Source organism: Bradyrhizobium sp. SZCCHNRI2009, assembly GCF_032485115.1.
Lineage (GTDB): Bacteria > Pseudomonadota > Alphaproteobacteria > Rhizobiales > Xanthobacteraceae > Bradyrhizobium.
Genome location: NZ_JAUEUH010000011.1, coordinates 13,861 through 38,312 on the forward strand (window position 1 = coordinate 13,861; position 24,452 = coordinate 38,312).

The window sequence follows — 24,452 nt, forward strand, 5'->3', positions numbered from 1 at the left end:
ACCATGGCCGGTGGCCATGGGTCCCGGCGCAAGGCCGGGACGACACCGGTCGTGACGCGCGAGTTCTGGCAAACGAGACATCGACCGGCGCCACCATCGCGGTTCGCCTTACGCTTCCAGCGCCGTCCTGATCATGCGCGCGAGGTCGGCGCTGACATACGGCTTCGCCAGCAGCAGCACGTCGGCATCGAGCCGGCCATGATGCACGATCGCGTTCTCGGTGTAGCCAGATGTGTAGAGCACCTTCAGCCCGGGGCGGCGCTTCTCGGCCTCGATGGCGAGCTGCCGGCCGTTCATGCCGCCGGGAATGATGACGTCGGTGAACAGCAGGTCGATGCGTTCCTGGCTGTCGATGATTGTCAGCCCATCGGCGGCATTGCTGGCCGACAGGGTGCGATAGCCGAGACGGCGCACCTGAGCCACGACGTAGTCGCGCACCAGCGCATCGTCCTCGACGATCAGGATGGTCTCGTCGCCGCGCGCGACCGCCGGCCGGCCGGGCTCTGCGGCCGGCGTCTCCGGCAGTCCGGCGGCGCGCGGCAGATAGAGCTTGACCGTCGTGCCGTGGCCTTCCTCGCTGTAGATCTTGACGTGGCCGTTCGATTGTTTGACGAAGCCGTAGACCATGCTCAGCCCGAGGCCCGATCCCTTGCCGACGTCCTTGGTGGTGAAGAACGGCTCGAACACCTTGTCGAGCAGTGGAGCCGGAATGCCCTGGCCGGTGTCGCTGACCGCGATCATGACGTAGCTTCCGGGCTTGGCGTCGCGGTTCAGTTGCGCGTAGTGCTCGTCGAGCGTGACGTTCTTGGTCTCCAGGGTCAGCTTGCCGCCGTCCGGCATCGCGTCGCGCGCATTGAGCGCGAGGTTGAGGATCGCGGTCGACAATTGGCTCGGATCGATCAGCGCCGGCGCGCTGTCATGGGCCAGCATCGATTCGATCTCGATCTGCTCGCCGAGCGTCGGCCGCAGCAGACGGCCGGCCTCGACGATGAGCGCATTGATGTCGGTGGCGCGCGGCTGCAGCGGCTGGCGGCGCGAGAAGGCGAGCAGGTGCCGGGTCAGATCGGCGCCGCGCTCGGCGGCGGCGCTGATCATGCCGGCGATGCCTGCGAGCTGGGGCTTGTCCTTGACCGCATCGGCAAGGATCTCGATCGTCCCGGTGATGACGGTCAGGATGTTGTTGAAGTCGTGCGCGACGCCGCCGGTGAGCTGGCCGATCGCCTCCATCTTCTGCGCCTGACGGACCTGGGCCTCGTTGGCCTCGATTTCCTGGAATCGCCGCACCATCGCTTCCGCGGCGCGGCGCTGCCGGATCTCCTCCTCGAGCTGCGCATAGGCCTTCTGCAAGGTGATGCGCGTCGGCAGGACCAGAAGCTGCGGCAGCATCTTGATCATGATGACGATGATTCCGATCGAGGTGACGCCGAGAAAGACGTTGATGACGTCCGTGATGGTCGAGGTCGGTACCCAGAGATCGACGATCGCGAGCAGGCGGGTGACCCCGACGACGGCCACGAAGGTCGCAAGCGCCCCGACGATGCCGCGGAACATGACGTCGCGCCAGCGCCGCCGCAGGAACGTGCCGACGACGAAGGCGATGGTGAAGAAGGCGCTGGCGATCAGTCCGTTGGATACGACCTGCAGCCATGCCCATACCGGCGCTCCATGCAGACCCGCCGCTTGCACCGTCAACGTCGGCATATGCAAATCATCCTCAACAACGCAGCGCGCCAAATCCGGGGGCGGCCCGGCCGGTCGTCGTCGCAACCCGAACGGATCATTCAGCTTTTCGTCTCCGGCGCAAGGGCAATGGCGGCTTCGACGCGCATCGCGGCAGGGCGCTCTCGCCGCGAATGCCGCTCCGCCGCGCGGCGTCAAAAGCCTGCCACACATCCTTTACCGCCCGGTCACGCGGTTGTTAACGCGCCGACCTAAGCCGCTCGACACCGTCATCACCATGGGGAATGAACGAGATGTCGAACACGATCGCGCACAACCGGCGCGAGTTCCTGCGGCTGCTCGGAGCGTCGGCTGCGACCGCCGCCCTCGGCCAGAGCATCGAGCGCGCGCATGCCATTCCGGCATTCAACCGCCACGGCAGCATCGAGGACGTCAAGCACATCGTGGTGCTGATGCAGGAGAACCGCGCCTTCGATCATTATTTCGGCGCGATGCGCGGCGTCCGCGGCTTCAACGATCCGCGCGCCGTGAAGCTGCCGAATGGCAATCCGGTGTGGCAGCAGCCGAACGGCGCGGGGGCAGTGATGCCGTTCCGCGTCGACAATGCCGGCCAGGTCTATGTCGAGGACGTCGCCCATGGCTGGAACGACGGCCAGAAGGCCTGGAACAACGGCAACTACGACAAGTGGATCGCCAACAAGGGCACCACGACCATGACCTGCTTGAACCGGCAGGATCTGCCCTGGCACTATGCGCTGGCCGACGCCTTCACGGTGTGCGATTCCTATTTCTGCTCGGTGATGGGCCCGACCGATCCGAATCGCTACTACTTGTGGACCGGTTGGGACGGCAACGACGGCAAGGGCGGCGGCCCGGTCATCACCAATGCGGAAGCCGGCTACGACTGGACCACGTTTCCGGAGCGGCTGGAGAAGGCCGGCATCTCCTGGAAGGTCTACCAGGACATCGGTCTCGGCCTGACGGCGGAAGGCTCCTGGGGCTGGACCCAGAATCCGTGGATCGGCAATTACGGCGACAACTCGCTGCTGTATTTCCACCAGTATCAGAATTCGCAAGCAGGCAGCCCGCTGTACGAGAAGGCGCTGCGCGGCAGCAACATCGCCAATGGCGGCACGTTCGAGAATCTGTTCGACGGGCTGCGCAACGACGTCCGCAACGGCACCCTGCCGCAGGTGTCGTGGATCGCAGCTCCGGAGGCGTTCAGCGAGCATCCGAACTGGCTGCCCGGGCCGGGCGCCTGGTACATCTCCAAGGTGCTCGACATCCTGACGTCGAACCCCGAGCTGTGGAGCAAGACCGCGCTGCTCATCAACTACGACGAGGGCGGCGGATTCTTCGACCATGTCGTCGGCCCGTATCCGGCGATGTCGCAGGCCTGGGGCCAGTCGACCGTCGATGTGAGCACGGACCTCTTCGCTGGCGACGGAAGCCACGTTGCCGGCCCCTACGGACTAGGCGTCCGCGTGCCGATGCTGGTGGTGTCGCCGTGGTCGCGCGGCGGCTTCGTGTGCTCGGAGGTGTTCGACCACACGTCTGTGATCCGCTTCATCGAGCGCCGCTTCCATCACAAGGCGCCCGATCTGTTCGAGAGCAACATCCCGGCGTGGCGGCGCGCGGTGTGCGGCGATCTCACCTCGGCGTTCAACTTCACTTCGCCCAACGAAGGCATGGCGCCGCTGCCGAGCACGGCCGGCTACAAGCCGCCGGCCGCCGACATCACCTCCGGTGCCCGCTTCGACGACTATCATCCGGTGCCGCCGGCCAAGCAGGCGTTGCCGCAGCAGGAGCCGGGCATTCGCCCGGCGCGCCCGCTGCCCTACGATCTCAGGGTCGATGGCGACGCCGATGCTGCGCACAAGACGTTCGCGATCCGCTTCGCCAATCCGGGGCAGGCGGGCGCCTGCTTCCACGTCCGCTCCGGCAACACCGCGACCGGTCCGTGGAGCTACACCGTCGAAGCCGGGAAATCGCTGCACGGCGTGTGGGACCTCGCGGCCAGCGCCGGCCAGTACGATCTGTCGGTGTACGGCCCGAACGGCTTCTTCCGCCACTTCAAGGGCGGCGTCGCCACCACCGCCGCGCTGGTCGACGTCGATACGGTCCATCTCTGTGATTGGGACGATGGTGACGATTCGCGCAGCCTTGCGATCGCGCTCACCAACAAGGGAGCGAACTGTGTCGTGACACTGGCCGACAACTATACGGGACGCAGCGAGCGGCACCGCCTGCAGCGTGGCCAGCGGCTGGAGACGCGGGTTCGCCTGCAGCAGACCCATGGCTGGTACGACCTGACGGTCACGACGGACAGCGATGCCAACTTCAACTGGCAGCTCGCGGGTCACGTCGAGAACGGCCGGCCCAGCATCAGCGACCCGGCGATGGGCAGGATCGCCGCGACCTGATCGCGAACGATATCGGGATGCGCCCGGAGCGATTCGGGCGCATCCTCAAGATGACGAGGTGACGAGACCTTCGGGTGCTGCGTCGTCGGCATTGGGATCGCCGGGCGCCGTCGCCCAGGCAAGTTCGACCAGGGTGACGATGCGGCGGCCGGCGCCGTCGAGCTGGCACACGATGAGCCCCTGGTCCTCGATATAGGTCAGCAGGCGCTGCGCCCGGCGCAGCGAATGCGAGCCATAGGCGCGGGCGATCGCCGCATCGCTCGGGCAGGGGCGGCCGTCCTTGGCGGCGCGGGCGATCATCATGAACACGCCCTGCATGTCCTCAGGCAGCAGCGAGGCGCGCAGCGTGACGTCCTGCCAGCCGGCATCGTCGGCCGTCTCGTCGCCGCCGAGCCCCGCGCGGGCGCGGGTCAGCATGCGGCGGAACTCGTTGAGGTCGGGCACGGCCGTGCCCAGCCCCTCGATGCGGCAGCGGACGACGAATTCCTGGTAGAGCACGCCGACGGCGCGGAAGCCGGCGTCGGGCTCGGCCAAGACCGCGCGCAGCACGCGCTCGACGCGGGCTTTGCGTTCGGCTAGCTCCTCCTCGCTGACGGCGGGTGCTGGCGGTTCGGGGCGCAGCTCGAGCGCGGCGGACTTCGCCGCCATGAGCTGGTCGAGCAACTCCGGTTGCGGCTTGCGCTGCGGCCGCGCGTTGGTCTCGGGCGGCGGTGCGGCGAGAATCACCGCGCGGGCGTCCTCGAGCGAAGCCTCCGGCAGCGGCATCAGCCGCGGCGTTGCATTGCGCGGCTTGGTATCGGTCGGGCCGATGCGCAGGCCGAGTGGACGGCGCGACAGCGCGGGCCCCAAGGCCATGAACTGGCCGCGCTCGAGGTCGCGGAACGCCTCGGCCTGGCGCCGCTCCATGCCGAGCAGGTCGGCGGCGCGGGCCATGTCGATGTCGAGGAAGGTGCGGCCCATCAGGAAGTTCGAGGCCTCGGCCGCGACATTCTTGGCGAGCTTCGCCAGTCGTTGCGTCGCGATCACGCCCGCCAGCCCGCGCTTGCGGCCGCGGCACATCAGGTTGGTCATCGCGCCGAGCGAGGCCTTGCGGGCCTCGTCGGAGACTTCGCCCGCGACGGCCGGTGCGAACAGCTGGGCCTCGTCGACCACGACCAGCATCGGGTACCAGTGGTCGCGGGAGATCTCGAACAGGCCGTTGAGAAAGGCGGCCGCGCGCCGCATCTGATTCTCGGCGTCGAGGCCTTCGAGGTTGAGCACCGTCGACACGCGATGCATCCGTGCCCGTTCGCCGGCGACCTGCAGCGCGCGCTCGGTGTGGTCCTCGGCCGCGATCACGAGATGGCCGAATCGCTCGGCCAGCGTGACGAAGTCGCCCTCCGGGTCGATGATCGTCTGCTGCACCCAGGGCGCGCTCTGCTCCAGCAGGCGGCGCAGGAGATGCGACTTGCCGGAGCCGGAATTGCCCTGCACCAGGAGCCGGGTCGCCAGCAGTTCCTCGAGGTCCAGGGCGGCAGGCGATCCCGCCGCCGTCTGCCCCATCTCGATTGCAACCGTCATGTGCCCCGACTCAAGCCCGCTTCACGCAGAGGCTGGCGCTTAACAAGCGCAGGCGCGCACGTCGAGCGTTTGCAATGGACTGTCCCAGATTGCGGGATTGGCTGTGGATGGTTCGCAGATGGAACCCGATCGCGGGCTGCCCAGTTCCCTGTCGACGCGCCTCTTGCCGTGAGGGCCGGTGCTTGGCGCCCGCGCGCATTTGACGGTACTGTGCGGCGAAAAAGGGGCCAGGAGTGAACGAGCATTCGGATGCCGGTCACGCGACGTTCAAGGCGTTCGCGCGCGGAGCCGACTTCCTGCAGGGTGGCGGGGAGATGGGGGCGCTCATGCGCATCCATGATTGGTCGCGGACGCCGTTGGGGCCGCCCGAGAGCTGGCCTCAGTCCTTGCGCACTTCGATCAGCACCTGCCTGGACTGCGCGTTCCCGATCCTGATCTGGTGGGGCCCGGAGCTCGTCATGCTCTACAATGACGAGTATCGCCTGATCCTCGGCTCGCAGAAGCATCCCGCGGCGCTGGGGGCGCCAGGGCGCGCGGTATGGTCCGAGATCTGGGAGGTCATCGGCCCGATGCTGCGGCACGTCGTTAGGCTTGGCGAAGCGACCCGCTCACGCGACATGCGGCTGTTCATCGACCGCCACGGCTACTTGGAGGAGACCTATTTTTCGTTCTCCTATTCGCCGATTCGCGATGAGACCGGCGGCGTCGGCGGCGTCTTCACCCCCGTCATCGAGACGACGGCCCGGGTCGTGGGCGAGCGCCGTATGCGGACCTTGCGCGATCTCGCCGCGCGCGGCCGTGCCGACAGTCTGGCGCATGCTTGTCGCGAAGCCACCGACGTCCTCGCCGAGAATCCGCATGATGTCCCGTTTGCGCTGATCTACCAACTCAGCGAGGATCAGCGATCGGCACGGTTGTTGAGCGCCGCGGGGGGGCACCCGGACAGCGCCATCGCGCCGGCGCAGATTGCCCTCGACAGTGACGGGCTGTGGCCGATCCGAGCGGCGGCGCGCGCGGTGGCGCCGATTCGCGTCGTGCTGGATCGTGCGAAATTTGCCGGCGTGCCGACCGGCGCATGGCCCGAGCCGCCACAGCTGGCGCTGGTGCTGCCGGTTGCGACGGGCCGGGAGCAGGCGACGGCGATCCTGATCTGTGGCGTCAATCCGCGCCGCGCCCTCGATGCCGAGCACCAGGGCTTCTTCGATCTGATGGCCGCTCAGCTCGGCAGCTCCTTTGCGGAGACGCTGGCCTATGAACAGGAGCGGCGCCGCGCAGAGGCGCTCGCCGAGATCGATCGGGCCAAGACCGCGTTCTTCACCAATGTCAGCCACGAATTCCGTACGCCGCTGACGCTGATGCTCGGTCCGCTCGAAGATGTCCTGCTGCGGTCGCAGGCCTTGCCGCCTGCGGATCGCGACCGGCTGGAGATCGCCGAGCGCAATGTCTTGCGGCTGCTCAAGCTGGTCAACACGCTGCTGGATTTCTCGCGGATCGAGGCCGGCAGGATGCAGGCGGTCTACGCGCCGGTCGATCTCGCGAGCCTGACCGCGGAGATCGCCAGCACCTTCCGCTCGGCGATCGAGGCCGCCGGTCTCAGGCTGATGGTGGATTGCCCGCCGCTGCCGGAGCCGGCCTATGTCGATCCCGAAATGTGGGAGAAGATCGTCCTCAACCTGCTGTCCAACGCGTTCAAATTCACCTTTGCGGGCGACATCGAGGTCCGGGTCGTCACCTGCGATCGTCATTTCGAACTGAGCGTGAAGGACACCGGGACCGGCATCCCGCAGCACGAGCTGCCGCGGCTGTTCGAGCGTTTCCATCGCGTCGCCGGCGCGTACGGCCGCACCCATGAAGGCTCGGGCATCGGGCTCGCGCTGGTGCATGAGCTCGCCAAGCTGCACGGCGGATCCGTCGCAGCGACCAGCGAAGCCGGGCAGGGCAGCACGTTCGCGGTCAGGATTCCCAGGGGACGAAGTCATCTGCCGTTCGACCAGGTCGACGCGGCGCCAGCGCAGGAACCGATCCTTCGCGGTGCGCGGCCCTTCATCGAGGAGGCGTTGCGCTGGCTGCCGGATCCGCCGCCGCTCGACGCGCATGCCGTTCCGGACATCGACATCACCACCCCCTCAGCCGGCAGGGCCGGGCCGCGCCCCCGTATCCTGCTGGCCGACGACAATGCCGATATGCGCGACTATGTCCGCCGCCTGCTCGCCTCGCGCTACGATGTCGAGACCGTCGCCGATGGCGAAGCCGCGCTCGCGGCCATCGCCCGCGACAAGCCCGACCTCGTTCTGTCTGATGTGATGATGCCGCGCATCGACGGCATGCAGTTGCTTGCGCGGCTGCGCGCCGATGAACGGGTCGGCACTATCCCGGTGATCCTGGTGTCGGCCCGGGCCGGAGAAGAGAGCCGCGTCGAAGGCATGGAGGCCGGTGCGGATGACTATCTCATCAAGCCGTTCAGTGCGCGTGAACTGTTGGCGCGCGTCGAGGCGCATCTCAAGATGGCCCGTCTGCGTGCCGAAGCGACGGAGCGGCTGCGCGCCAGCGAGGAGCGCTATCGCGCTTTCGTAACCGCGAGTTCCGACGTCATCTATCGCATGAGCCCCGACTGGCGGGAGATGCGCCAGTTGCAGGGCAAGGACTTCATCGCCGATACAATGAACCCGAGCCAAGGCTGGCTCGCGAAATACATTCATCCGGACGATCAGGCGCAGGTGACTGCGGCGATCAGCAGGGCGGTCGCGACGAAAAGCATGTTCGAGCTGGAGCACCGTGTCATCCGGATCGATGGCAGCCTCGGTTGGATCCATTCGCGCGCCATCCCCATTCTCGGGCGTGACGGCGAGATCATCGAGTGGTTCGGGACGGCGCGCGACATCTCCGAGCAGAACAAGGCCGAACGGGAGTTGCGCAAGAGCGAGGAGCGCCTGCGCAGCGCGGTCGAGGTCGGTCGGCTCGGCCTGTGGGACTGGAACGTCGCGACCGGCGAGGTCTACTGGTCGGACGAGCACTTCCGCATGGAAGGCTATGGCGTTGGCGAACTGACTCCGAGCTACGAGGCCTGGGCGGCGCGCATCCATCCCGACGACCGTCCCGCAGCCGAAGCCGCGCTTCACCGCGCGATGGAGGCGCACCAAGAGTATGTCAGCGAGTTTCGCGTGGTGCATCCGGGCGGCGCAATTCGCTACCTCTACGGCCGTGGGCGCTTCTTCTATGACGACGCGGGACGACCGATCCGCATGACCGGCGCCATGGTCGACGTGACCGAGCGGCGTGAATGGGAGGAGCGGCAGAAGGTGCTGGTGGCCGAACTGCAGCATCGCACCCGCAACCTGCTGGGCGTGGTCCGCTCGATGGCCGACAAGACGGCGCGCGCCAGCACCGATCTCGGCGATTTTCGAGCCCGCTTCCGTGATCGGCTGGATACGCTGTCACGCGCCCAGGGCCTGCTGTCCCGCCTCAAGGAGCATGATCGCGTCACCTTCGACGATCTGATCCGTAGCGAGCTGTCGGCTGTCGCCGGCGGTCCGGAGCGCATCGGGCTGTCGGGGCCGTCCGGTGTAAGGCTGCGGTCGTCGACCGTTCAGACCCTTGCCATGGCGCTGCACGAGCTCGCCACCAACGCGGTCAAGTATGGCGCGCTGGCGCAGCCGTCGGGCCGGCTCTGCGTGGTCTGGTCGCTCGAGCGCGAAGGCGCGGAGGGACAGCCCTGGCTGCATATCGAGTGGCGCGAAAGCGGGGTCGACATGCCGCCGCCAGCCACGATGCCCAGCGGCACGGGGCAAGGGCGCGAGCTGATCGAACAGGCCTTGCCCTATCAGCTCAGCGCGAGGACCTCGTACGCCTTCGAATCCGACGGTGTCCGTTGCACGATATCGATTCCCGTTTCGCTCACCACACTGGAGCTCGAGGATCATGCCTGAACGCTCGCTTCGCGACCGTCATATCCTCATCGTCGAGGACGAGTACATGCTTGCCGACGAGCTGCGCTGCGCCTTCGGCGACGCCGGCGGCACGATCCTGGGCCCGGTCGGAACCGTTCCCGACGCGCTCGCCTTGATCAAACGCGAGGGGCGGATCGAAGGCGCCGTTCTCGACGTGAACCTGCGCGGCGACATGGCGTTTCCGGTTGCCGATCTGCTGGTCGAACGCGGCGTGCCCTTCGTCTTCACCACCGGCTACGACGAATCGGTCATCCCGGACCGCTTCTCGAAGATCCTCCGCTGCGAGAAGCCGATTGCCGTCGATGGGATCATGCGCGCGCTCGGACGCCTGATCGAGAGGACGGCGCCGCAATGACGCGCCGGTCGGATGGAGCTGGGCGCCTCACACCTCGCGCCGGCTGAGGAAGGCGAGCCGCTCGAACAGGTGGACGTCCTGCTCGTTCTTGAGCAGCGCACCGTGCAGCGGCGGAATCAGCTTGCGCGGGTCGCGCTCGCGCAGCTGCTCAGGACCGATGTCCTCGTTGAGCAGCAGCTTGAGCCAGTCGAGCAGCTCGGAGGTCGATGGCTTCTTCTTCAGGCCGGGCACGTCGCGGACCTCGAAGAAGATGCGCAGGGCCTCCTCGACCAGTCGCTTCTTGATGTTCGGGAAGTGCACGTCGACGATGCGGCCCATCGTATCCGGATCGGGGAACTTGATGTAGTGGAAGAAGCAGCGGCGCAGGAACGCATCCGGCAGCTCCTTCTCGTTGTTGGACGTGATGATGACGATCGGGCGTAGCTTCGCCTTGATGGTCTCGTTGGTCTCGTAGACGTGGAATTCCATCCGGTCGAGCTCGAGCAGCAGGTCGTTCGGAAACTCGATGTCGGCCTTGTCGATCTCGTCGATCAAGAGCACCGGTCGCTGCTCGGCCGTGAAGGCCTCCCACAGCTTGCCGCGCTTGATGTAGTTCTTGATGTCGGACACCCTGGAGTCGCCGAGCTGGCTGTCGCGTAGCCGCGAGACGGCGTCGTATTCGTAAAGGCCCTGCTGCGCCTTGGTGGTCGACTTGATGTGCCAGGTGAGCAGCGGCGCGTTGACGGCCTTGGCGACTTCCTCGGCCAGCACGGTCTTGCCCGTCCCCGGCTCGCCCTTCACCAGCAGCGGGCGCTCGAGCACGATCGCCGCATTGACGGCCACTTTGAGGTCGTCGGTGGCGACGTAGTCCTGGGTGCCGGTAAATTTCATTGCGTCTCGCTCATCGTTCGAACTTGTGTTGAGTGGCTACACAGCGGCAACGCCGCTGCGGCCTTAAGATGATGGCTGCCATCGGAAGCAGAAATAATCAAGCGCGCCTGATCAATGAGAGGATCACGAGCACGATGACGGCGCCGATCGTGGCGTCCAGGATCGCCCCCAGCGTGCCGCTGGCGAGCGCAATGTGCAGGGCCGGCAGCACGTAGCTTGCGACCAGCGCGCCGATGATGCCGATGACCATGTTGCCGATCAGGCCGAAACCTGCGCCGCGCACGATCAGCCCCGCCAGCCAGCCCGCGACGGCGCCGATGATCAGTGCTGCAATAATACCCATCAAAGCCCCCATTCCACCTGTTGTTCCAGGGATTGTAGAGCAAAATGCCGGCGGGTCCAGCGTGGGGCGTGGAGCGGCCCTTGACGCGCCCTCCCAGCCGCGCGATCTAATGGGCATGTTCCTGCAATTCTTCACAGCGCTGCGCGATGCGCAGGTCCCGGTCTCCTTGCGTGAATATCTCACGCTGATGGAGGCCGTCGACGCCGACCTCGCCGAGCATTCGGTCGAGAACTTCTACTATCTCTCGCGCACCGCGCTGGTGAAGGACGAGCGCAATCTCGACAAGTTCGATCGCGTATTCGGCACCGTGTTCAAGGGGCTGGAGAACCTGCTCGACGCGATGGAGAAGGCCGAGATTCCCGAGGAATGGCTGAGGAAGCTGGCCGAGAAATACCTCACCGAGGAGGAGAAGAAAGAGATCGAGGCCATGGGCTGGGACAAGCTCATGGAGACCTTGAAGAAGCGCCTGGAGGAGCAGAAGGGCCGTCATCAGGGCGGCAACAAGTGGATCGGCACCGCCGGCACCTCGCCGTTCGGCGCCTATGGCTACAACCCCGAGGGCGTCCGCATCGGCCAGGAGAAGAACCGCAACAACCGCGCCGTGAAGGTGTGGGACCGGCGCGAGTTCAAGGATCTCGACGGCAATGTCGAACTCGGCATCCGCAACATCAAGGTGGCGCTGCGCCGGCTGCGCAAGTTCGCCCGCACCGGTGCGCCCGACGAGCTCGATCTGGACACCACGATCCGCGAAACCGCCAACCACGGCTATCTCGACGTGCACATGCGTCCCGAGCGGCGCAATGCGGTGAAGGTGCTGGTGTTCTTCGACATCGGCGGCTCGATGGATTCGCACGTCGCGCAGGTCGAGGAGCTGTTCTCGGCCGCCAAGAGCGAATTCAAGCACATGGAATATTTCTACTTCCACAACTGCCTCTACGAGGGCGTGTGGAAGCAGAACAAGCGGCGTTTCACCGACCGCACGCCGACCTGGGACGTGCTGCACAAGTACCCGCACGACTACAAGGTCGTGTTCGTCGGCGACGCCTCGATGTCGCCTTATGAGATCATGGTGCCCGGCGGTTCGGTCGAGCACGTCAACGAGGAGCCGGGCTCGGTGTGGCTCGACCGCGTCATCCGCACCTATCCACACGCGGTATGGCTCAATCCGGTGGCGCAGAAGCATTGGGACTATTCGGAGTCCACCACCATCATTCGCCGGATCTTCTCCGAGCGCATGTATCCAATCACGATTGAGGGATTGGAAGCGGCGATGAAGGAGCTGGTCCGGTGATGCTGTCATTCCGGGGCGCCCGAAGGGCGAACCCGGAATCCCGACATTGCCCTGCCACTTCGAGATTCCGGGTTCGATGCCTCGCATCGGCCCGGAATGACGCCAAGAGGAAACGAGAGAATGCCCCAGACCATCACGCGCGGCATCAAGGCGCTGCTCGATGAAGCCAACGCCGAGATCGAGACGCTCTCGGCGGCTGAGGCGATCGCGGCGGCGAAGCGCGACGATGTCGTGATCGTCGATATCAGGGATCCCCGGGAGATCGAGCGCGAGGGCAGGATTCCGGGCGCGTTCTCGTGCACCCGCGGCATGCTGGAGTTCTGGATCGACCCGCAGAGCCCCTACGCCAAGCCGATCTTTCAGCAGGACAAGACGTTCATCTTTCATTGCGCCGGTGGCCTGCGCTCGGCGCTCGCGGCCAAGACCGCACAGGACATGGGTCTGACGCCGGTCGCCCATATCGGCGGCGGCTTCGCGGCGTGGCGCGACGCCGGCGGGCCGGTCGAGGCCTGGGCGCCGAAGAAGAAGGATTGATCGCTGCCCATCCCGCGCGGACTTGACCCGCGTGTCCATCGCTTCGACAAGGTGGATCGCCGGATCTCAAGTCCGGCGATGACGACTGAATGTGAAGTCCGGAGCTTTTGCGCATGACCATTCACGACGACCCCCTCGTCTCCACCGACTGGCTCGCTGCGCATCTGGGCGATCCCAAGGTGAAGGTGCTCGACGCGACCTTCAAGATGCCGGGTGTGCTGCCGCTGCCGAAGGACGATTATCTGAAGGCGCATATCCCCGGCGCCGTGTTCTTCGACGTCGACGAGGTCTCCGACCATTCCAATCCGCTGCCGCACATGTATCCGAGCGCCGAGCAGTTCGGCCGCGACGCGGGCCGGCTCGGCGTCAGCAATGGCGATACGGTCGTGGTCTATGATTCCGGCGGCTGGGTCGCCGCGCCGCGCGCCTGGTGGATGTTCCTGTCATTCGGCCACACGGATGTGCGCGTGCTCGACGGCGGGCTGAAGAAGTGGATGGCGGAGGGGCGCCCGGTCGAGAGCGGACAGGTCACGCCGGCGCTCGGCACGTTCAGCGCGAAGTTCGATGCCGCGCGCGTGCGCCGGATCGAGCAGATGGTTGCCAATCTCGCCGGCAATGCCGAGCAGGTGATCGATGCACGGCAGGCGCCGCGCTTCGCGGGCGAGGTCGCCGAGCCGCGGCCCGGCCTCCGATCCGGCCATATCCCCGGCAGCCGAAATTTGCCTTATGCGGAGCTGTTTGACGCTGCGACCGGCGTGATGAAGCCGCTCGACCGGTTGCGCGAGGCATTCGGCGCTGCCGGCGTCGATCTCGCCAAGCCGATCGTCACCTCCTGCGGCTCCGGGGTGTCGGCGGCCGTGCTGACGCTGGCGCTCTATCGTCTCGGCATCCGCGACACCGCGCTCTACGACGGCTCGTGGTCGGAGTGGGGCATCGAGAACGGTCCGCCGGTTGCGACGGGGCCGGCCTGATCGGCTGGCTCCGCCTATCGCGTGCGCGGCCCGGCAGCCTGCTGGCCGACCGCCTGCGGTTGACCAAACGGCTGCTGTCCGAATGGATCGGGGAAGGCAGTCTGTTGCTGCTGGGCGGCCGCGGCTTGCCGAGCCGACCGGAGCCGCTGGGCGATGCGCCGCTGCTTGGCGCGGCGCGCAGCGATCTGCTTCTCCCGGGCCTGGCGCTTCTTGAGGATGCTCCGGCGCAACTGAACGCTCGCGACCTTCACCGAGGCACGATGCTCGCTGGCGGCAGGCCGCTCCTGATGAGCCGGCTGTTCGGCCAGCGCGGCGAGCTTGGCCGCGATCGGATCGAGCACCGCCGGAACGAGCGCGAGCGGGGTTGAAGCGGCGGCTGCGGTCGTCATCATCGGATCGGCGCTGGCGATGACCTGAGGAACTGGCGGCGGTGGTGCGACCACGGCGGCCGCTGCTTCGCTCGGCGCCCGCGCTGCAGTCTCGGGCGAGCTGTCCATGCTCGGCCTGTCGGACGCTTTTTCGACCGGAACGACGATCGAAGCGGTCGTGTCCGGAATGGGGCGCTCCGGCTTGGTGCTCTCGATCCGATCGTTCGTCGCGGACGCGGTCGCGACAATGGCGGAGGTGCGGGACGTGTCGACCGTTTCCGCGGGCAGCGAGGGCGTCGGCACGTCCGTGGCCACCGCAACGGGCATCACCTCGGGCGTGTCGGCGGCCGAAGCCGCCGTCGACGGCGCGCTCGGCGGCTCGGACGCCGCCGGGGGAGCATCGGCCATGACCGGCGGTGGCGTCGTCACCGGCGGTGTCGGAATCGAATCCACCCGCAGCACCGCGAGCACCGGCGTGGGTTCGGCCGGGGGCAGGAAGGTCGTGAAGCCCGACGCCTGAGTCGTGCGCCAGGACGCGTTGCTGGCGAACTGCTCGTGGGCGGCGCGCAACAGGGCCGCGGCGCCCATGCCGAAGATGGTGAGAGAGATGGAACAGACGATCGCGGCGACCAGAAAACGAAAGCCGGGAAGCATTGACGGTAACTCTCGCCACGGCAGCGGAGACTGCCGAGACATTCGAGCCAGTAGGGAACGCGGTGATCACAGGGAATAGCCGCGTTCGCGACGAGGCCGGCTTCTGCCGTGCATCGCGAATCAGGCTCAGGTCAGAATACCGGAAGTGTTCCCGCCCGCTCGGCAAATCACGGCATCGATAGGGCCTGCGGGGGCTACGCCGCACTTTTTCGGCGGCGTGAGACTTCCGTGCAACGACGGAGACATGATCACAAATTGCCGAAGTCGGGCCGCTCTGGCCGGAATTGTCTTGAATGCGCCGCTATCTTCGGTCATCTGGCAAAGCAAAGGTCCCAATCGGCGGCTTGGGGATACTGCAAGGGCGATGATGATCAGACAAATCCTGACGGTTTGCGCGGTCGCGGCAGCGGGCGTGACGGCAACTTCGTTTGCCGAGGCACAGCAGGTCTATCAGACCGCGCCTGGAGCGTATTCACCGGCGCCGACGCCTTACCCGGCCGACGCGCGCGGGCAGGGGCAGGATTTTGACGCGCTCGACGATGAGGATGCGCCCGGCAATTCCGCGGCGTTGCCGCCGCCCGGCCCGGTGATCTCGCCGGACGATCCGCGCTACGGTCGTCCAGCCAATGCGCCGGTTTATGGTGCTGCGGCTCCGACCGGTCCCATCCTTTCTCCCGACGATCCCCGATACGGACGTCCGGCCGGTGCGACGGTCTATGGGGCCGCTCCGACCGGCCCGGTGATGTCCCCGGATGATCCGCGGTATGGCCGCCCGGCTGGTCCGCCCCCGGTGATCTATGGTGATCGTCCCGCCTCCAGCCAACAGGCCTATGGTGGCGCCTATGGCAACAGCGCGCCTAGTGGCGACGCAGGCGCGCCGCGGCCGCCCGGCGCCGTCGTGGGCGCGGCGCAGGCCCCGTCCGCCGGGGATCGTCCGATGACGGTAGCAGCTCTGCCGCCTGAGGAACAACCCGATGCGGCGCCGGCGCCGCTGCCGGCGAACCTGCGCCGCCAGGAGGTCGACTTCGTCACCAAGGAGCCGCCGGGAACGATCGTCGTCGATACGCCCAACACCTACCTCTATCTGGTGCTCGGCAACGGCCGGGCGATGCGCTACGGCGTCCGCGTCGGCCGCGAAGGCTTCACCTGGACCGGCGTGCAGAAGATCACCAAGAAGACCGAGTGGCCGGACTGGTATCCGCCGAGCGAGATGATCGAACGGCAGCCCTATCTGCCGCGCTTCATGGCCGGCGGGCCGGGCAATCCGCTCGGTGCCCGCGCGATGTATCTCGGCTCGACCGTGTACCGCATCCACGGCACCAATCAGCCGTCGACGATCGGCAAGTTCGTGTCCTCCGGCTGCATCGGCATGCTGAACGACGACGTCGCCGACCTGTTCGACCGGGTCAAGGTCGGCACCCGCGTGGTCGTGATGCCGGGCGGTGCGCCTCCGGGTTCCAGCAAGAACATGGCTGCTGCCGCGGCCTCACCGGCTCCGGCGCCCGTCCAGGCCCAGGCGACTGTGCCGGCGGCTGGCCAGCCCGCCAACATGCAGCCGCTGCCGCCGCCGGTGACGATCCGCTGAGGCGGGCGTGCGCGAGCTGATTACGTTGAAAACACCCTCCTCGCGGAGGGGTGTTTTGCTGTGAGCGCCGCGCTCGCCTGCGTCAAGCCAGCCGGCGCGGCGGCTCGGCTCCTGCGAGCCAGGTGGCGATGCAATCGACCATCTGGCCGTAATGGGCGCGAAAACTCTCCTCGGTGACGTAGCCGAGATGCGGCGTGAGCACGACATTGCCGAGCCGGCGCAGCGGATGGGCGACGGGCAGCGGTTCCACCGAGAACACGTCGAGCCCGGCGCCGGCGATGCGCTTGTCGCGCAGTGCCTGCAGCAATGCGGCCTCGTCGACGATCGGCGCGCGCGAGGTGTTGACGAGATAGGCGGTGGCCTTCATGCGCGCGATGTCGGCCGCGCCCACCAGCCCGCGTGACCGGTCGCTGAGCACGACGTGGACGGTGATGACGTCGGCGGCGGTGAACAGCTCCTCCTTGGTCGCGTAGCCTACTCCCGCCGCCTCGCAGCGTTCGGGCGTCAGGTTGGGGCTCCAGGCGATCACGTTCATGCCGAACGCCTTGCCGAGCCCGGCGACCTTGGTGCCGAGCTTGCCCAGCCCGATCACGCCCAGCGTCTTGCCCTCGATCTCCACGCCACCCAGCGTCTGCCAGGGCTCCCCGGCATGCATGCGAGCATTCTCCTGGCCGATCCTGCGGGTCAGCTCCAGGATCAGGCCCATGGTCAGCGGTGCGGTGGGGTCGCGGCCATATTGCGTGCCGCAGACCATGATGCCGCGCGCCTTGGCGGCCTCCAGGTCGATGGCGGCGTTGCGCATGCCGGAGGTGATCAGGAGCTTCAGCTTCGGCAACCGCTCGATCAGGGAGCGCGGCAATGGCGTCCGCTCGCGCATCGCACAGATGATGTCGGCATCGGTGAGCGCGCCGGCGGCCGCTTCCTCATTGCCGAACGGCTGTGTGAAAGCCGTCACATCCACTCTGTCGGCCAGCCGGGGCCAGTCGGCCAATGAGAGGGCCGTATCGTAATAGTCGTCGAGGATCGCACAGCGCAGCCGTGTCATCGGCAGGGTCCATTCATCGGGGGACGGCGGCAATGGTGAATGCCGTCAGGAATGGCGCCATGCTTGCGCGCAACGCGGTGGTTGCGCAAGGCATCGTCACGCTCTCACGTGGAAACAGGAGACGTCAGTCGAGGCGGGACTTCAGCCGGAACGCGGCGTCATGGCCGTATTTGGCGCGCCAGGCGGGGCCGGGGCCGCGCATGTAGTGCAATTCTGGCCGGTACGGGTTGAAGGCGCGCGCGACGAATTCGCGCCAGAAGCCGCGGATGTCGTCCGCGATCCCGGATCGGTCTTTGCGGTGTGCCGCCGGAGCGGGCAGGGAGGCTGAGGTGAAGGCTGCCATGACGGGCTCTCGCTGTTGTCGGTCGCGGCTTTTGCCGCTTGGGCGCGCGGGGTCTTGCGGGCCGAGACCGAGTGTCCCGCCGAATTAATTAAAAGATGGTTGCAATTGTCGTGATCCGCCACACACAAGGTGATGGACCCGTATTCGTCCGTGGGCGGCAGGCCGGGCCGGCGCAGGAACGACCGTGATTCTCCCGGCATTTGTTCCCGCCGAGACCGGCTCGCCGGTTGCCCTTTGGGGGCCGCGCGGTTACATCAGCGGCAACCATTTTCCGAAAATTCCGGCAGGCTTCAAGGGACACGCGATGGCGCGCCAGTTCGTCTATTTCATGCAGGGTCTGTCCAAGACCTACCCGACCCGCAAGGTGCTCGATAACATTCACCTGTCGTTCTATCCGGACGCCAAGATCGGCGTGCTCGGTGTCAACGGCTCGGGCAAGTCGACCCTGCTCAAGATCATGGCCGGTATCGACAAGGACTATACCGGCGAGGCCTGGGTGGCCGAGGGTGCCCGCGTCGGCTATCTCGAGCAGGAGCCGCAGCTCGATCCGAAGCTCACAGTGCGCGAGAACGTCATGCTCGGCGTCGGCAAGCAGAAGGCGATCCTCGATCGCTACAACGAGCTGGCGATGAACTACTCGGAAGAGACCGCCGACGAGATGACCAAGCTGCAGGACGAGATCGAGGCGCAGGGCCTTTGGGATCTCGACAGCAAGGTCGACCAGGCGATGGATGCGCTGCGCTGTCCGCCCGACGATGCCGACGTCACCAAGCTGTCCGGTGGTGAGCGCCGCCGCGTCGCGTTGTGCAAGCTGCTGCTCGACCAGCCCGAGCTGTTGCTGCTGGACGAGCCGACCAACCATCTCGACGCCGAATCGGTGTCCTGGCTCGAAGGTCATCTGCGCAATTATCCGGGCGCGATCCTGATCGTGACCCACGATCGCTACTTCCTCGACAACGTCACCAGCTGGATCCTGGAGCTCGATCGCGGCAAGGGCATCCCCTACGAGGGCAATTATTCCTCCTGGCTGCAGCAGAAGCAGAAGCGGCTGGAGCAGGAGGGCCGCGAGGATGCCGCGCATCAGCGCACTTTGGCGCGCGAGCAGGAGTGGATCGCGGCCTCGCCGAAGGCCCGCCAGGCCAAGTCCAAGGCGCGCTACCAGCGCTATGAGGAGCTGCTCAAGAAGGCCAGCGAGAAGCAGACCCAGACCGCCCAGATCATCATTCCGGTCGCCGAGCGGCTCGGCCAGAACGTCGTCGATTTCGACGGATTGTCCAAGAGCTTCGGCGACCGCCTGCTGATCGACAATCTCACCTTCAAGTTGCCGCCGGGCGGCATCGTCGGCGTGATCGGTCCGAACGGCGCCGGCAAGACCACACTGTTCCGCATGATCACCGGGCAGGAGAAGCCGGACGCTGGCACCATCACCATCGGTGAGACCGTGCATCTCGGCTATGTCGACCAGTCGCGCGACGCGCTCGATGGCAACAAGACCGTGTGGGAGGAGATCTCCGGCGGCAACGAGCTGATCCTGCTCGGCAAGAAGGAAGTGAACTCGCGCGGCTATTGCTCGGCGTTCAACTTCAAGGGCGCCGACCAGCAGAAGAAGGTCGGGGCACTGTCCGGCGGCGAGCGTAATCGCGTTCATCTCGCCAAGATGCTGAAGTCGGGCGCCAACGTGCTGCTGCTCGACGAGCCGACCAACGACCTCGACGTCGACACCCTGCGTGCGCTCGAAGAGGCGCTGGAGGATTTCGCCGGCTGCGCCGTCATCATCAGCCACGATCGCTGGTTCCTCGACCGCATCGCGACCCACATGCTGGCCTTCGAGGGCGACAGCCATGTCGAATGGTTCGAAGGAAACTTCCAGGACTACGAGAAGGACAAGATGCGCCGGCTCGGCCAGGACAGCGTGATTCCGCACCGGGTCAAGTACAAGAAGCTGACGCGCTGATCCCTGATCTCGCGAGGCGCGACGCGGTCTCTGTTCCGAGACAAAGCGTCGCGCCCCGGCTGCGGCCAGTTGTCGCTTTTCCGCGTGCTGCGATTGCGTAGATACATGATCCGCAATCCCTCCCAGCCGCGAGATTCTTCACATGTCTTCCTCCGACGCGACCCTGTCCTCCAAGGGCGGAGCGCTGCGCCCCATTCCCATGCTGATCTTCGGCTCGCGCTGGCTGCAGCTGCCGCTCTATGTCGGGCTGATCATCGCGCAGGGCGTCTATGTCGTGCTGTTCCTGAAGGAGCTCTGGCACCTGTTCGCGCACGCGTTCGATTTCTCCGAGCAGCAGATCATGCTCGCCGTGCTCGGACTGATCGACGTGGTCATGATCTCGAACCTGCTCGTGATGGTGATCGTCGGCGGCTATGAAACGTTCGTGTCGCGGCTCAATCTGCAGGGCCATCCCGACGAGCCGGAATGGCTCAGCCACGTCAATGCCAGCGTGCTGAAGATCAAGCTGGCGATGGCCATCATCGGCATCTCGTCGATCCACCTGCTGCGCACCTTCATCGAGGCCGGCGCGCTTTCGTCGGGCAAGTCGAACTACACCGAGACCGGCGTGATGTGGCAGACGATCATCCACACGGTCTTCATCCTCTCCGCGATCGGCATCGCTGTGGTCGACAAATTGTCGAATGCCGCGATCGAAGAGGCGAAGCAGGCGGGGCATTGAGCGGCAGCCTCGGGTTCCGTCGGTGGCCTGCTGACGTTCACAAGTGCCGCGGGCTATGGTAGCCCTGAGGCATGGTTCGGCAGCTGCTACTCCGTTTGCGCAGGCTCGTTCTCGTCGGTCTGGCGCTCTGCATGTTCGGCGATGGCCAAGCGAGCGCGGCCGACGCCGCCTTCACGCAGTTCATCAACTCGCTCTGGCCCGAAGCCGAGGAGCAGGGCGTCTCCCGTGCGACGTTCGAGGCGGAGACGCGCGGGTTGGAGCCTGACTACAAGCTTCCCGATCTGCTGCTGCCCGGCCGGCCCGCGACGGGGGCGCCGGCGCAGGCCGAGTTCGTGCAGGTGCCAGCCGACTACATCAAGGAAGCGTCGATCGCGCGGCTGGCCGCGCACGGCGAGAAGCTGATCCAGCAATATCGTCCGGCACTCGCCGAGATCGAGCGCCGCTTCGGCGTGCCGGGGCCGGTCGTGCTTGCGATCTGGGGCCGGGAGACCGATTTCGGCCGCTATGCGCTGCCCTACGATGCGCTGCGCGTGCTGGCGACCCAGGCCTATGTCGGCCGCCGCAAGGACCAGTACCGCACCGAGTTCATCATGGCGCTGAAGATGCTGAGCGACGGCGTGGTGTCGCGCCGCGATCTCAGGGCGTCATGGGGCGGGGCGGTCGGGCTCACCCAGTTCCTGCCGTCGGAGTACTACAAGCACGGTGTCGATCTCGATGGCGACGGCAAGGTCGATCTCTGGCATTCGGTGCCGGACGCGCTGGGCTCGGCGGCGCTGCAGCTTGCCAACAAGGGGTGGCAGCGCGGCCTGCGCTGGGCCTACGAGGTCAAGCCGCCAGCGACTGTCGACTGCGCGATCGGCGTGCCGGAGGTGAAGAAGCCGATCGGCGAATGGCTGCGCGCCGGCTTTGTCCCGGTACGCGGCCAGCGGCTCAGCGCAGCCGAGCAGCAGCAGCCCGCGTCGCTGCTGCAGCCTGAGGGCATCTATGGTCCGGCGTTCCTGACGACGGCGAACTACTTCGTCATCAAGGAATACAATTTTTCCGATCTCTATGTGCTGTTCGTCGGTCACCTCGCGGACCGTATGACGAGCCCGGCTCCGTTCGCGACACCATGGTCGGCGTCAAAGCAGCTTCGGAGCAAGGACGTCGAGGCGATGCAGAAGGGCCTGACGCGGCTCGGTCTCTACGGCGACAAGCTCGACGGCAAGGCCGGCATGCAGACCCGCGCCGCGCTCGGCGCATTTCAGAAAAAGGCGGGCCTGAAGGTCGACTGCTGGCCGAGCGAATCGGTGCTGCAGGCGATCAACGCCGCGCGCTGAGCGGCCGATTCGGTGCGAAGGCCGGAGCCGGCAGTAAAAAGCCCGGCCGCAAGGCCGGGCTTTTCGCATCGAGATGTATCGTCAGGATCAGTAGCAGACGCGAACCGGGCGGGACACCCAGCCATAGCCGTCCCAATAGCGCTCACGGCGCCACACGCACGGCGGCGGGCCCGGCGGAGGGGCTTCGACGTAGACCGGACCGCCATAGGCCGGACGGCTGGACGCGATCGCGCCGCCGAGCAGGGCGCCGCCGATCAGGCCGGCTGCCACGCCGGCACCCACGTCGCCAGCCTTTGCGGCCGGTGCCGTCACGCTCAGCGAACCGGCGATGGTCGCAACCGCAAGCACTGCGGTCAGGATCTTCTTCATGTTCCGAGATCTCCTGGAAGGCGCCCTCGCAGGCGCCGGGTTGGTGATTCACGCACGATCTGGGCCGTCAGCATCGTGAGAAAACACGACAATCCGTCAACCCTTCGTAAACTCTGTTCGACCTGATGCGACGGAAAAACGGTTTTTTCTGGCCGTGCCGGCCACCGCTCTCGAAATTCCGGTGCAAGGTCATGGAATTAATGAAGGTGAACGATCACTCGCAAACCCGGACGCGGCGAATCCGCCAGCCGTAGCCGTCCCAGAAGCGCTGGCGCTGCCAATAGCAGGCGTAGCCAGGATCGGCGACGTAGGCAGGCCCGCCGTAATAGGAGTAGCCCGGTTCGTAAGAATATCCGGGCCCATAATAATAGGGATTGCTGCCCGCAGCGATGGCGCCACCGATGAGGGCACCCCCGAGCAGGCCGGCAGCGACACCGGCGGCGACACGACCATTGCGCGCTTCAGCAGGAGCAGGGGCCAGCGCTGCGGTCGACAGCGTTGCGACGGCGGCCAGGGCCGCAAGAGTCTTCTTCATGACCTTAACCTCTCTCACTCCAGGTCGGCGGATCGCGTATCAAGCGATACGGCAGGTTCACACATCCCGCTTGAATGATCAATGAACGGGGGCGTCCCATTGGACGACCCAAGTCCAGGATACGTTCAATGCTGCATTGCACAAAATTCACTGCCGCATTGGAGCTGGCATGACCCCCACAATGGCGATGGTCGTGGCGATCGGATTGACGTCGGCCGTCTGCTACGCGCTGTTGGTTCGTGCCGACCGCAGGCCCAACCGCCGTCGTTCGTCCGCGGACAGTACCAGCGTCGACTCCGACGGGGGGGGTCCAGCTCCAGTCAGGGCGGCGGTCTCGCAAGTTGGTTTTCCAATACCTCGCCGGACGTCATGGGAAACCCGATCGACGGCGGAGGTGACAGTGGCGACGGTGGTGGAGGGGACGGTGGTGGTGGCGACTGAGTTGCGCCTGCTCGATCGCCGCCCACCATTGTTATTCGGCGGTAACTTTGATCTGCGGCAAGCTCGTACAGTTGGAGGCATTCTAGATTGATCGGGAAATTGGAATAGCTTCAAAAGCGCCGTTTTCCCTTTGCGCGGGTAGCTGCGGATGACTATCGATACCTGACCAAGGACGATTGGCCGGTTTCTCATGATTGTTTGTTCCTGCAACGTCATCAGCGATCACGATATCCGCAACGCGGTGAAGTCCGCGGACGAACTGCCGCGGAACCCCAAGCAGGTCTACGGTTGCCTGGGGTGCAGCGCGGAATGCGGCCGCTGTGCGCGCACGATCAAGACGATCATCGACGAGGCGCTGGGTCCCTGTGCTCGCGCCTGCCAGGCCGGCTGTCAGCACGGCCACCACCATGGGACGACACCGGTGAAGGCGATCGATGACGACCTTCAGAGCCGTTTCGCGCTCGCTGCCTGCTGACAGGCATTGCCGTCAGTCGCATCGTTCTCCGCCCGAAAAATGCACATGAACGGGGGTCGTCTCCGCACTTCGAACCTGTTATTGAGCGCCTGCGGCCTCTAACTTTTTCGGAGCTTATCCATGCAGGGCGACCCCAAGGTCATCGAATATCTCAACAAGGGATTGCGCAGCGAGCTGACTGCCATCAACCAATATTGGCTGCACTATCGTCTGTTGAACAATTGGGGCCTTCTCGACATGGCGAAGGTCTGGCGCAAGGAATCCATCGAGGAGATGGAGCACGCCGACAAGTTCACCGACCGCATTCTCTTCCTCGACGGCTTCCCCAACATGCAGGTGCTCGATCCCCTGCGCATCGGCCAGAACGTCAAGGAGATCATCGAATGCGATCTCGCTGCCGAGATCGGTGCGCGGACGCTGTATCAGGAAGCCGCAACCTATTGTCATGGCGTCAAGGACTACGTGTCGCGCGACCTGTTCGAGCAGCTGATGAAGGACGAGGAGCATCACATCGACTTCCTCGAGACCCAGCTCGACCTCATCAACCGCATCGGTCTCGAACTCTACACGCAGAAGCACGTCGGCGGCCTCGAGAGCGAGCACTGACGGCGTCGGCGAGGCGGCAGTCCGCTTCGGAACGGGTGGCGATTCAGGGCTGGTGTTTCAAGC

The 24,452-nt window shown here is 65.9% G+C and carries 21 protein-coding genes; 12 read left to right on the forward strand and 9 right to left on the reverse strand.

Features of this window, described 5'->3' with window-relative positions; all coding sequences use genetic code 11:
• Positions 1-108: 108 nt before the first annotated feature.
• Positions 109-1,701, reverse strand: a complete 1,593-nt coding sequence (locus QX041_RS29995) for an ATP-binding protein (RefSeq protein ID WP_316167561.1) — start codon at positions 1,699-1,701, stop codon at positions 109-111.
• Positions 1,702-1,973: 272 nt separating this feature from the next.
• Here QX041_RS29995 and QX041_RS30000 point away from each other — a divergent pair, with 272 nt between their 5' ends.
• Entirely contained in the window at positions 1,974-4,103 is a 2,130-nt protein-coding gene (locus tag QX041_RS30000) for a phosphocholine-specific phospholipase C (protein WP_316167563.1), read from the forward strand.
• A 45-nt stretch (positions 4,104-4,148) separates the two neighbouring features.
• Here the strand turns inward: QX041_RS30000 and QX041_RS30005 are convergent, their stop codons facing one another.
• Positions 4,149-5,663 carry an ATP-binding protein gene (locus QX041_RS30005; RefSeq protein WP_315750236.1) on the reverse strand — a complete coding sequence of 505 codons (1,515 nt, stop codon included), beginning with the start codon at positions 5,661-5,663 and terminating at the stop codon, positions 4,149-4,151.
• 233 nt (positions 5,664-5,896) lie between these two features.
• Here QX041_RS30005 and QX041_RS30010 point away from each other — a divergent pair, with 233 nt between their 5' ends.
• Together QX041_RS30010 and QX041_RS30015 are read left to right on the forward strand one after the other, a co-directional pair.
• A complete protein-coding gene (locus tag QX041_RS30010) occupies positions 5,897-9,589 on the forward strand; it encodes a PAS domain-containing protein (RefSeq protein ID WP_316167565.1) in 3,693 nt (1,230 codons plus the stop codon).
• Positions 9,582-9,965, forward strand: coding sequence for a response regulator (locus tag QX041_RS30015; RefSeq protein ID WP_316167567.1), 384 nt, complete (start codon positions 9,582-9,584; stop codon positions 9,963-9,965). The genes QX041_RS30010 and QX041_RS30015 overlap by 8 nt, the downstream gene beginning before the upstream one ends.
• 27 nt (positions 9,966-9,992) lie before the next feature.
• Here QX041_RS30015 and QX041_RS30020 read toward each other — a convergent pair whose 3' ends face one another.
• Positions 9,993-10,835: a MoxR family ATPase gene (locus QX041_RS30020; protein WP_315717852.1), complete on the reverse strand. Its 843-nt coding sequence runs from the start codon at positions 10,833-10,835 to the stop codon at positions 9,993-9,995.
• Positions 10,836-10,932: 97 nt separating this feature from the next.
• Positions 10,933-11,178 carry a GlsB/YeaQ/YmgE family stress response membrane protein gene (locus tag QX041_RS30025; RefSeq protein ID WP_315717851.1) on the reverse strand — a complete coding sequence of 82 codons (246 nt, stop codon included), beginning with the start codon at positions 11,176-11,178 and terminating at the stop codon, positions 10,933-10,935.
• A 115-nt stretch (positions 11,179-11,293) separates the two neighbouring features.
• On the opposite strand from QX041_RS30025, the gene QX041_RS30030 reads away from it, so the two are divergent.
• The 3 genes from QX041_RS30030 (at position 11,294) to sseA (ending at position 13,974) form a co-directional block, all read left to right on the forward strand.
• Complete coding sequence (locus tag QX041_RS30030; RefSeq protein ID WP_315827124.1) at positions 11,294-12,469, forward strand: VWA domain-containing protein; 1,176 nt, start codon at positions 11,294-11,296, stop codon at positions 12,467-12,469.
• Positions 12,470-12,589: 120 nt separating this feature from the next.
• Positions 12,590-13,003 (forward strand): rhodanese-like domain-containing protein, encoded by a 414-nt coding sequence (locus QX041_RS30035; protein WP_315717849.1) that lies wholly within the window; start codon positions 12,590-12,592, stop codon positions 13,001-13,003.
• 113 nt (positions 13,004-13,116) lie between these two features.
• Positions 13,117-13,974 carry a 3-mercaptopyruvate sulfurtransferase gene (gene sseA, locus QX041_RS30040; protein ID WP_316167569.1) on the forward strand — a complete coding sequence of 286 codons (858 nt, stop codon included), beginning with the start codon at positions 13,117-13,119 and terminating at the stop codon, positions 13,972-13,974.
• Between the two features lie 14 nt (positions 13,975-13,988).
• Here the strand turns inward: sseA and QX041_RS30045 are convergent, their stop codons facing one another.
• A complete protein-coding gene (locus QX041_RS30045) occupies positions 13,989-14,996 on the reverse strand; it encodes a hypothetical protein (RefSeq protein WP_316167571.1) in 1,008 nt (335 codons plus the stop codon).
• A gap of 364 nt (positions 14,997-15,360) precedes the next feature.
• On the opposite strand from QX041_RS30045, the gene QX041_RS30050 reads away from it, so the two are divergent.
• A complete protein-coding gene (locus QX041_RS30050) occupies positions 15,361-16,581 on the forward strand; it encodes a L,D-transpeptidase (protein WP_316167573.1) in 1,221 nt (406 codons plus the stop codon).
• Positions 16,582-16,663: 82 nt separating this feature from the next.
• Here QX041_RS30050 and QX041_RS30055 read toward each other — a convergent pair whose 3' ends face one another.
• Together QX041_RS30055 and QX041_RS30060 are read right to left on the reverse strand one after the other, a co-directional pair.
• Complete coding sequence (locus QX041_RS30055; RefSeq protein WP_316167574.1) at positions 16,664-17,626, reverse strand: D-2-hydroxyacid dehydrogenase family protein; 963 nt, start codon at positions 17,624-17,626, stop codon at positions 16,664-16,666.
• A gap of 124 nt (positions 17,627-17,750) precedes the next feature.
• Positions 17,751-17,969, reverse strand: coding sequence for a hypothetical protein (locus tag QX041_RS30060; protein WP_316167575.1), 219 nt, complete (start codon positions 17,967-17,969; stop codon positions 17,751-17,753).
• 304 nt (positions 17,970-18,273) lie between these two features.
• On the opposite strand from QX041_RS30060, the gene ettA reads away from it, so the two are divergent.
• The 3 genes from ettA (at position 18,274) to QX041_RS30075 (ending at position 21,963) form a co-directional block, all read left to right on the forward strand.
• Complete coding sequence (ettA, locus tag QX041_RS30065) at positions 18,274-19,923, forward strand: energy-dependent translational throttle protein EttA (protein ID WP_315717864.1); 1,650 nt, start codon at positions 18,274-18,276, stop codon at positions 19,921-19,923.
• Between the two features lie 142 nt (positions 19,924-20,065).
• A complete protein-coding gene (locus tag QX041_RS30070) occupies positions 20,066-20,644 on the forward strand; it encodes a TIGR00645 family protein (RefSeq protein ID WP_315750243.1) in 579 nt (192 codons plus the stop codon).
• 131 nt (positions 20,645-20,775) lie between these two features.
• Positions 20,776-21,963 (forward strand): lytic murein transglycosylase, encoded by a 1,188-nt coding sequence (locus QX041_RS30075; RefSeq protein WP_316167576.1) that lies wholly within the window; start codon positions 20,776-20,778, stop codon positions 21,961-21,963.
• 87 nt (positions 21,964-22,050) lie between these two features.
• Here the strand turns inward: QX041_RS30075 and QX041_RS30080 are convergent, their stop codons facing one another.
• Together QX041_RS30080 and QX041_RS30085 are read right to left on the reverse strand one after the other, a co-directional pair.
• A complete protein-coding gene (locus tag QX041_RS30080) occupies positions 22,051-22,332 on the reverse strand; it encodes a hypothetical protein (RefSeq protein ID WP_257169446.1) in 282 nt (93 codons plus the stop codon).
• Between the two features lie 214 nt (positions 22,333-22,546).
• Positions 22,547-22,867 carry a hypothetical protein gene (locus QX041_RS30085; RefSeq protein ID WP_315717840.1) on the reverse strand — a complete coding sequence of 107 codons (321 nt, stop codon included), beginning with the start codon at positions 22,865-22,867 and terminating at the stop codon, positions 22,547-22,549.
• 631 nt (positions 22,868-23,498) lie between these two features.
• Here QX041_RS30085 and QX041_RS30090 point away from each other — a divergent pair.
• Together QX041_RS30090 and bfr are read left to right on the forward strand one after the other, a co-directional pair.
• Complete coding sequence (locus tag QX041_RS30090) at positions 23,499-23,783, forward strand: bacterioferritin-associated ferredoxin (RefSeq protein ID WP_315717838.1); 285 nt, start codon at positions 23,499-23,501, stop codon at positions 23,781-23,783.
• A gap of 120 nt (positions 23,784-23,903) precedes the next feature.
• Positions 23,904-24,389 carry a bacterioferritin gene (gene bfr / locus QX041_RS30095; protein ID WP_315717837.1) on the forward strand — a complete coding sequence of 162 codons (486 nt, stop codon included), beginning with the start codon at positions 23,904-23,906 and terminating at the stop codon, positions 24,387-24,389.
• The last annotated feature ends 63 nt before the right edge of the window (positions 24,390-24,452 follow it).

Coding starts and splice junctions, on each gene's coding strand:
- QX041_RS29995 (WP_316167561.1), bottom strand. CDS start 1,701: ATGCCGACGTTGACGGTGCAAGCGGCGGGTCTGCATGGAGCGCCGGTA.
- QX041_RS30000 (WP_316167563.1), top strand. CDS start 1,974: ATGTCGAACACGATCGCGCACAACCGGCGCGAGTTCCTGCGGCTGCTC.
- QX041_RS30005 (WP_315750236.1), bottom strand. CDS start 5,663: ATGACGGTTGCAATCGAGATGGGGCAGACGGCGGCGGGATCGCCTGCC.
- QX041_RS30015 (WP_316167567.1), top strand. CDS start 9,582: ATGCCTGAACGCTCGCTTCGCGACCGTCATATCCTCATCGTCGAGGAC.
- QX041_RS30020 (WP_315717852.1), bottom strand. CDS start 10,835: ATGAAATTTACCGGCACCCAGGACTACGTCGCCACCGACGACCTCAAA.
- QX041_RS30025 (WP_315717851.1), bottom strand. CDS start 11,178: ATGGGTATTATTGCAGCACTGATCATCGGCGCCGTCGCGGGCTGGCTG.
- QX041_RS30030 (WP_315827124.1), top strand. CDS start 11,294: ATGTTCCTGCAATTCTTCACAGCGCTGCGCGATGCGCAGGTCCCGGTC.
- QX041_RS30035 (WP_315717849.1), top strand. CDS start 12,590: ATGCCCCAGACCATCACGCGCGGCATCAAGGCGCTGCTCGATGAAGCC.
- sseA (WP_316167569.1), top strand. CDS start 13,117: ATGACCATTCACGACGACCCCCTCGTCTCCACCGACTGGCTCGCTGCG.
- QX041_RS30045 (WP_316167571.1), bottom strand. CDS start 14,996: ATGCTTCCCGGCTTTCGTTTTCTGGTCGCCGCGATCGTCTGTTCCATC.
- QX041_RS30050 (WP_316167573.1), top strand. CDS start 15,361: ATGATGATCAGACAAATCCTGACGGTTTGCGCGGTCGCGGCAGCGGGC.
- QX041_RS30055 (WP_316167574.1), bottom strand. CDS start 17,626: ATGACACGGCTGCGCTGTGCGATCCTCGACGACTATTACGATACGGCC.
- QX041_RS30060 (WP_316167575.1), bottom strand. CDS start 17,969: ATGGCAGCCTTCACCTCAGCCTCCCTGCCCGCTCCGGCGGCACACCGC.
- ettA (WP_315717864.1), top strand. CDS start 18,274: ATGGCGCGCCAGTTCGTCTATTTCATGCAGGGTCTGTCCAAGACCTAC.
- QX041_RS30070 (WP_315750243.1), top strand. CDS start 20,066: ATGTCTTCCTCCGACGCGACCCTGTCCTCCAAGGGCGGAGCGCTGCGC.
- QX041_RS30075 (WP_316167576.1), top strand. CDS start 20,776: ATGTTCGGCGATGGCCAAGCGAGCGCGGCCGACGCCGCCTTCACGCAG.
- QX041_RS30080 (WP_257169446.1), bottom strand. CDS start 22,332: ATGAAGAAGATCCTGACCGCAGTGCTTGCGGTTGCGACCATCGCCGGT.
- QX041_RS30085 (WP_315717840.1), bottom strand. CDS start 22,867: ATGAAGAAGACTCTTGCGGCCCTGGCCGCCGTCGCAACGCTGTCGACC.
- QX041_RS30090 (WP_315717838.1), top strand. CDS start 23,499: ATGATTGTTTGTTCCTGCAACGTCATCAGCGATCACGATATCCGCAAC.
- bfr (WP_315717837.1), top strand. CDS start 23,904: ATGCAGGGCGACCCCAAGGTCATCGAATATCTCAACAAGGGATTGCGC.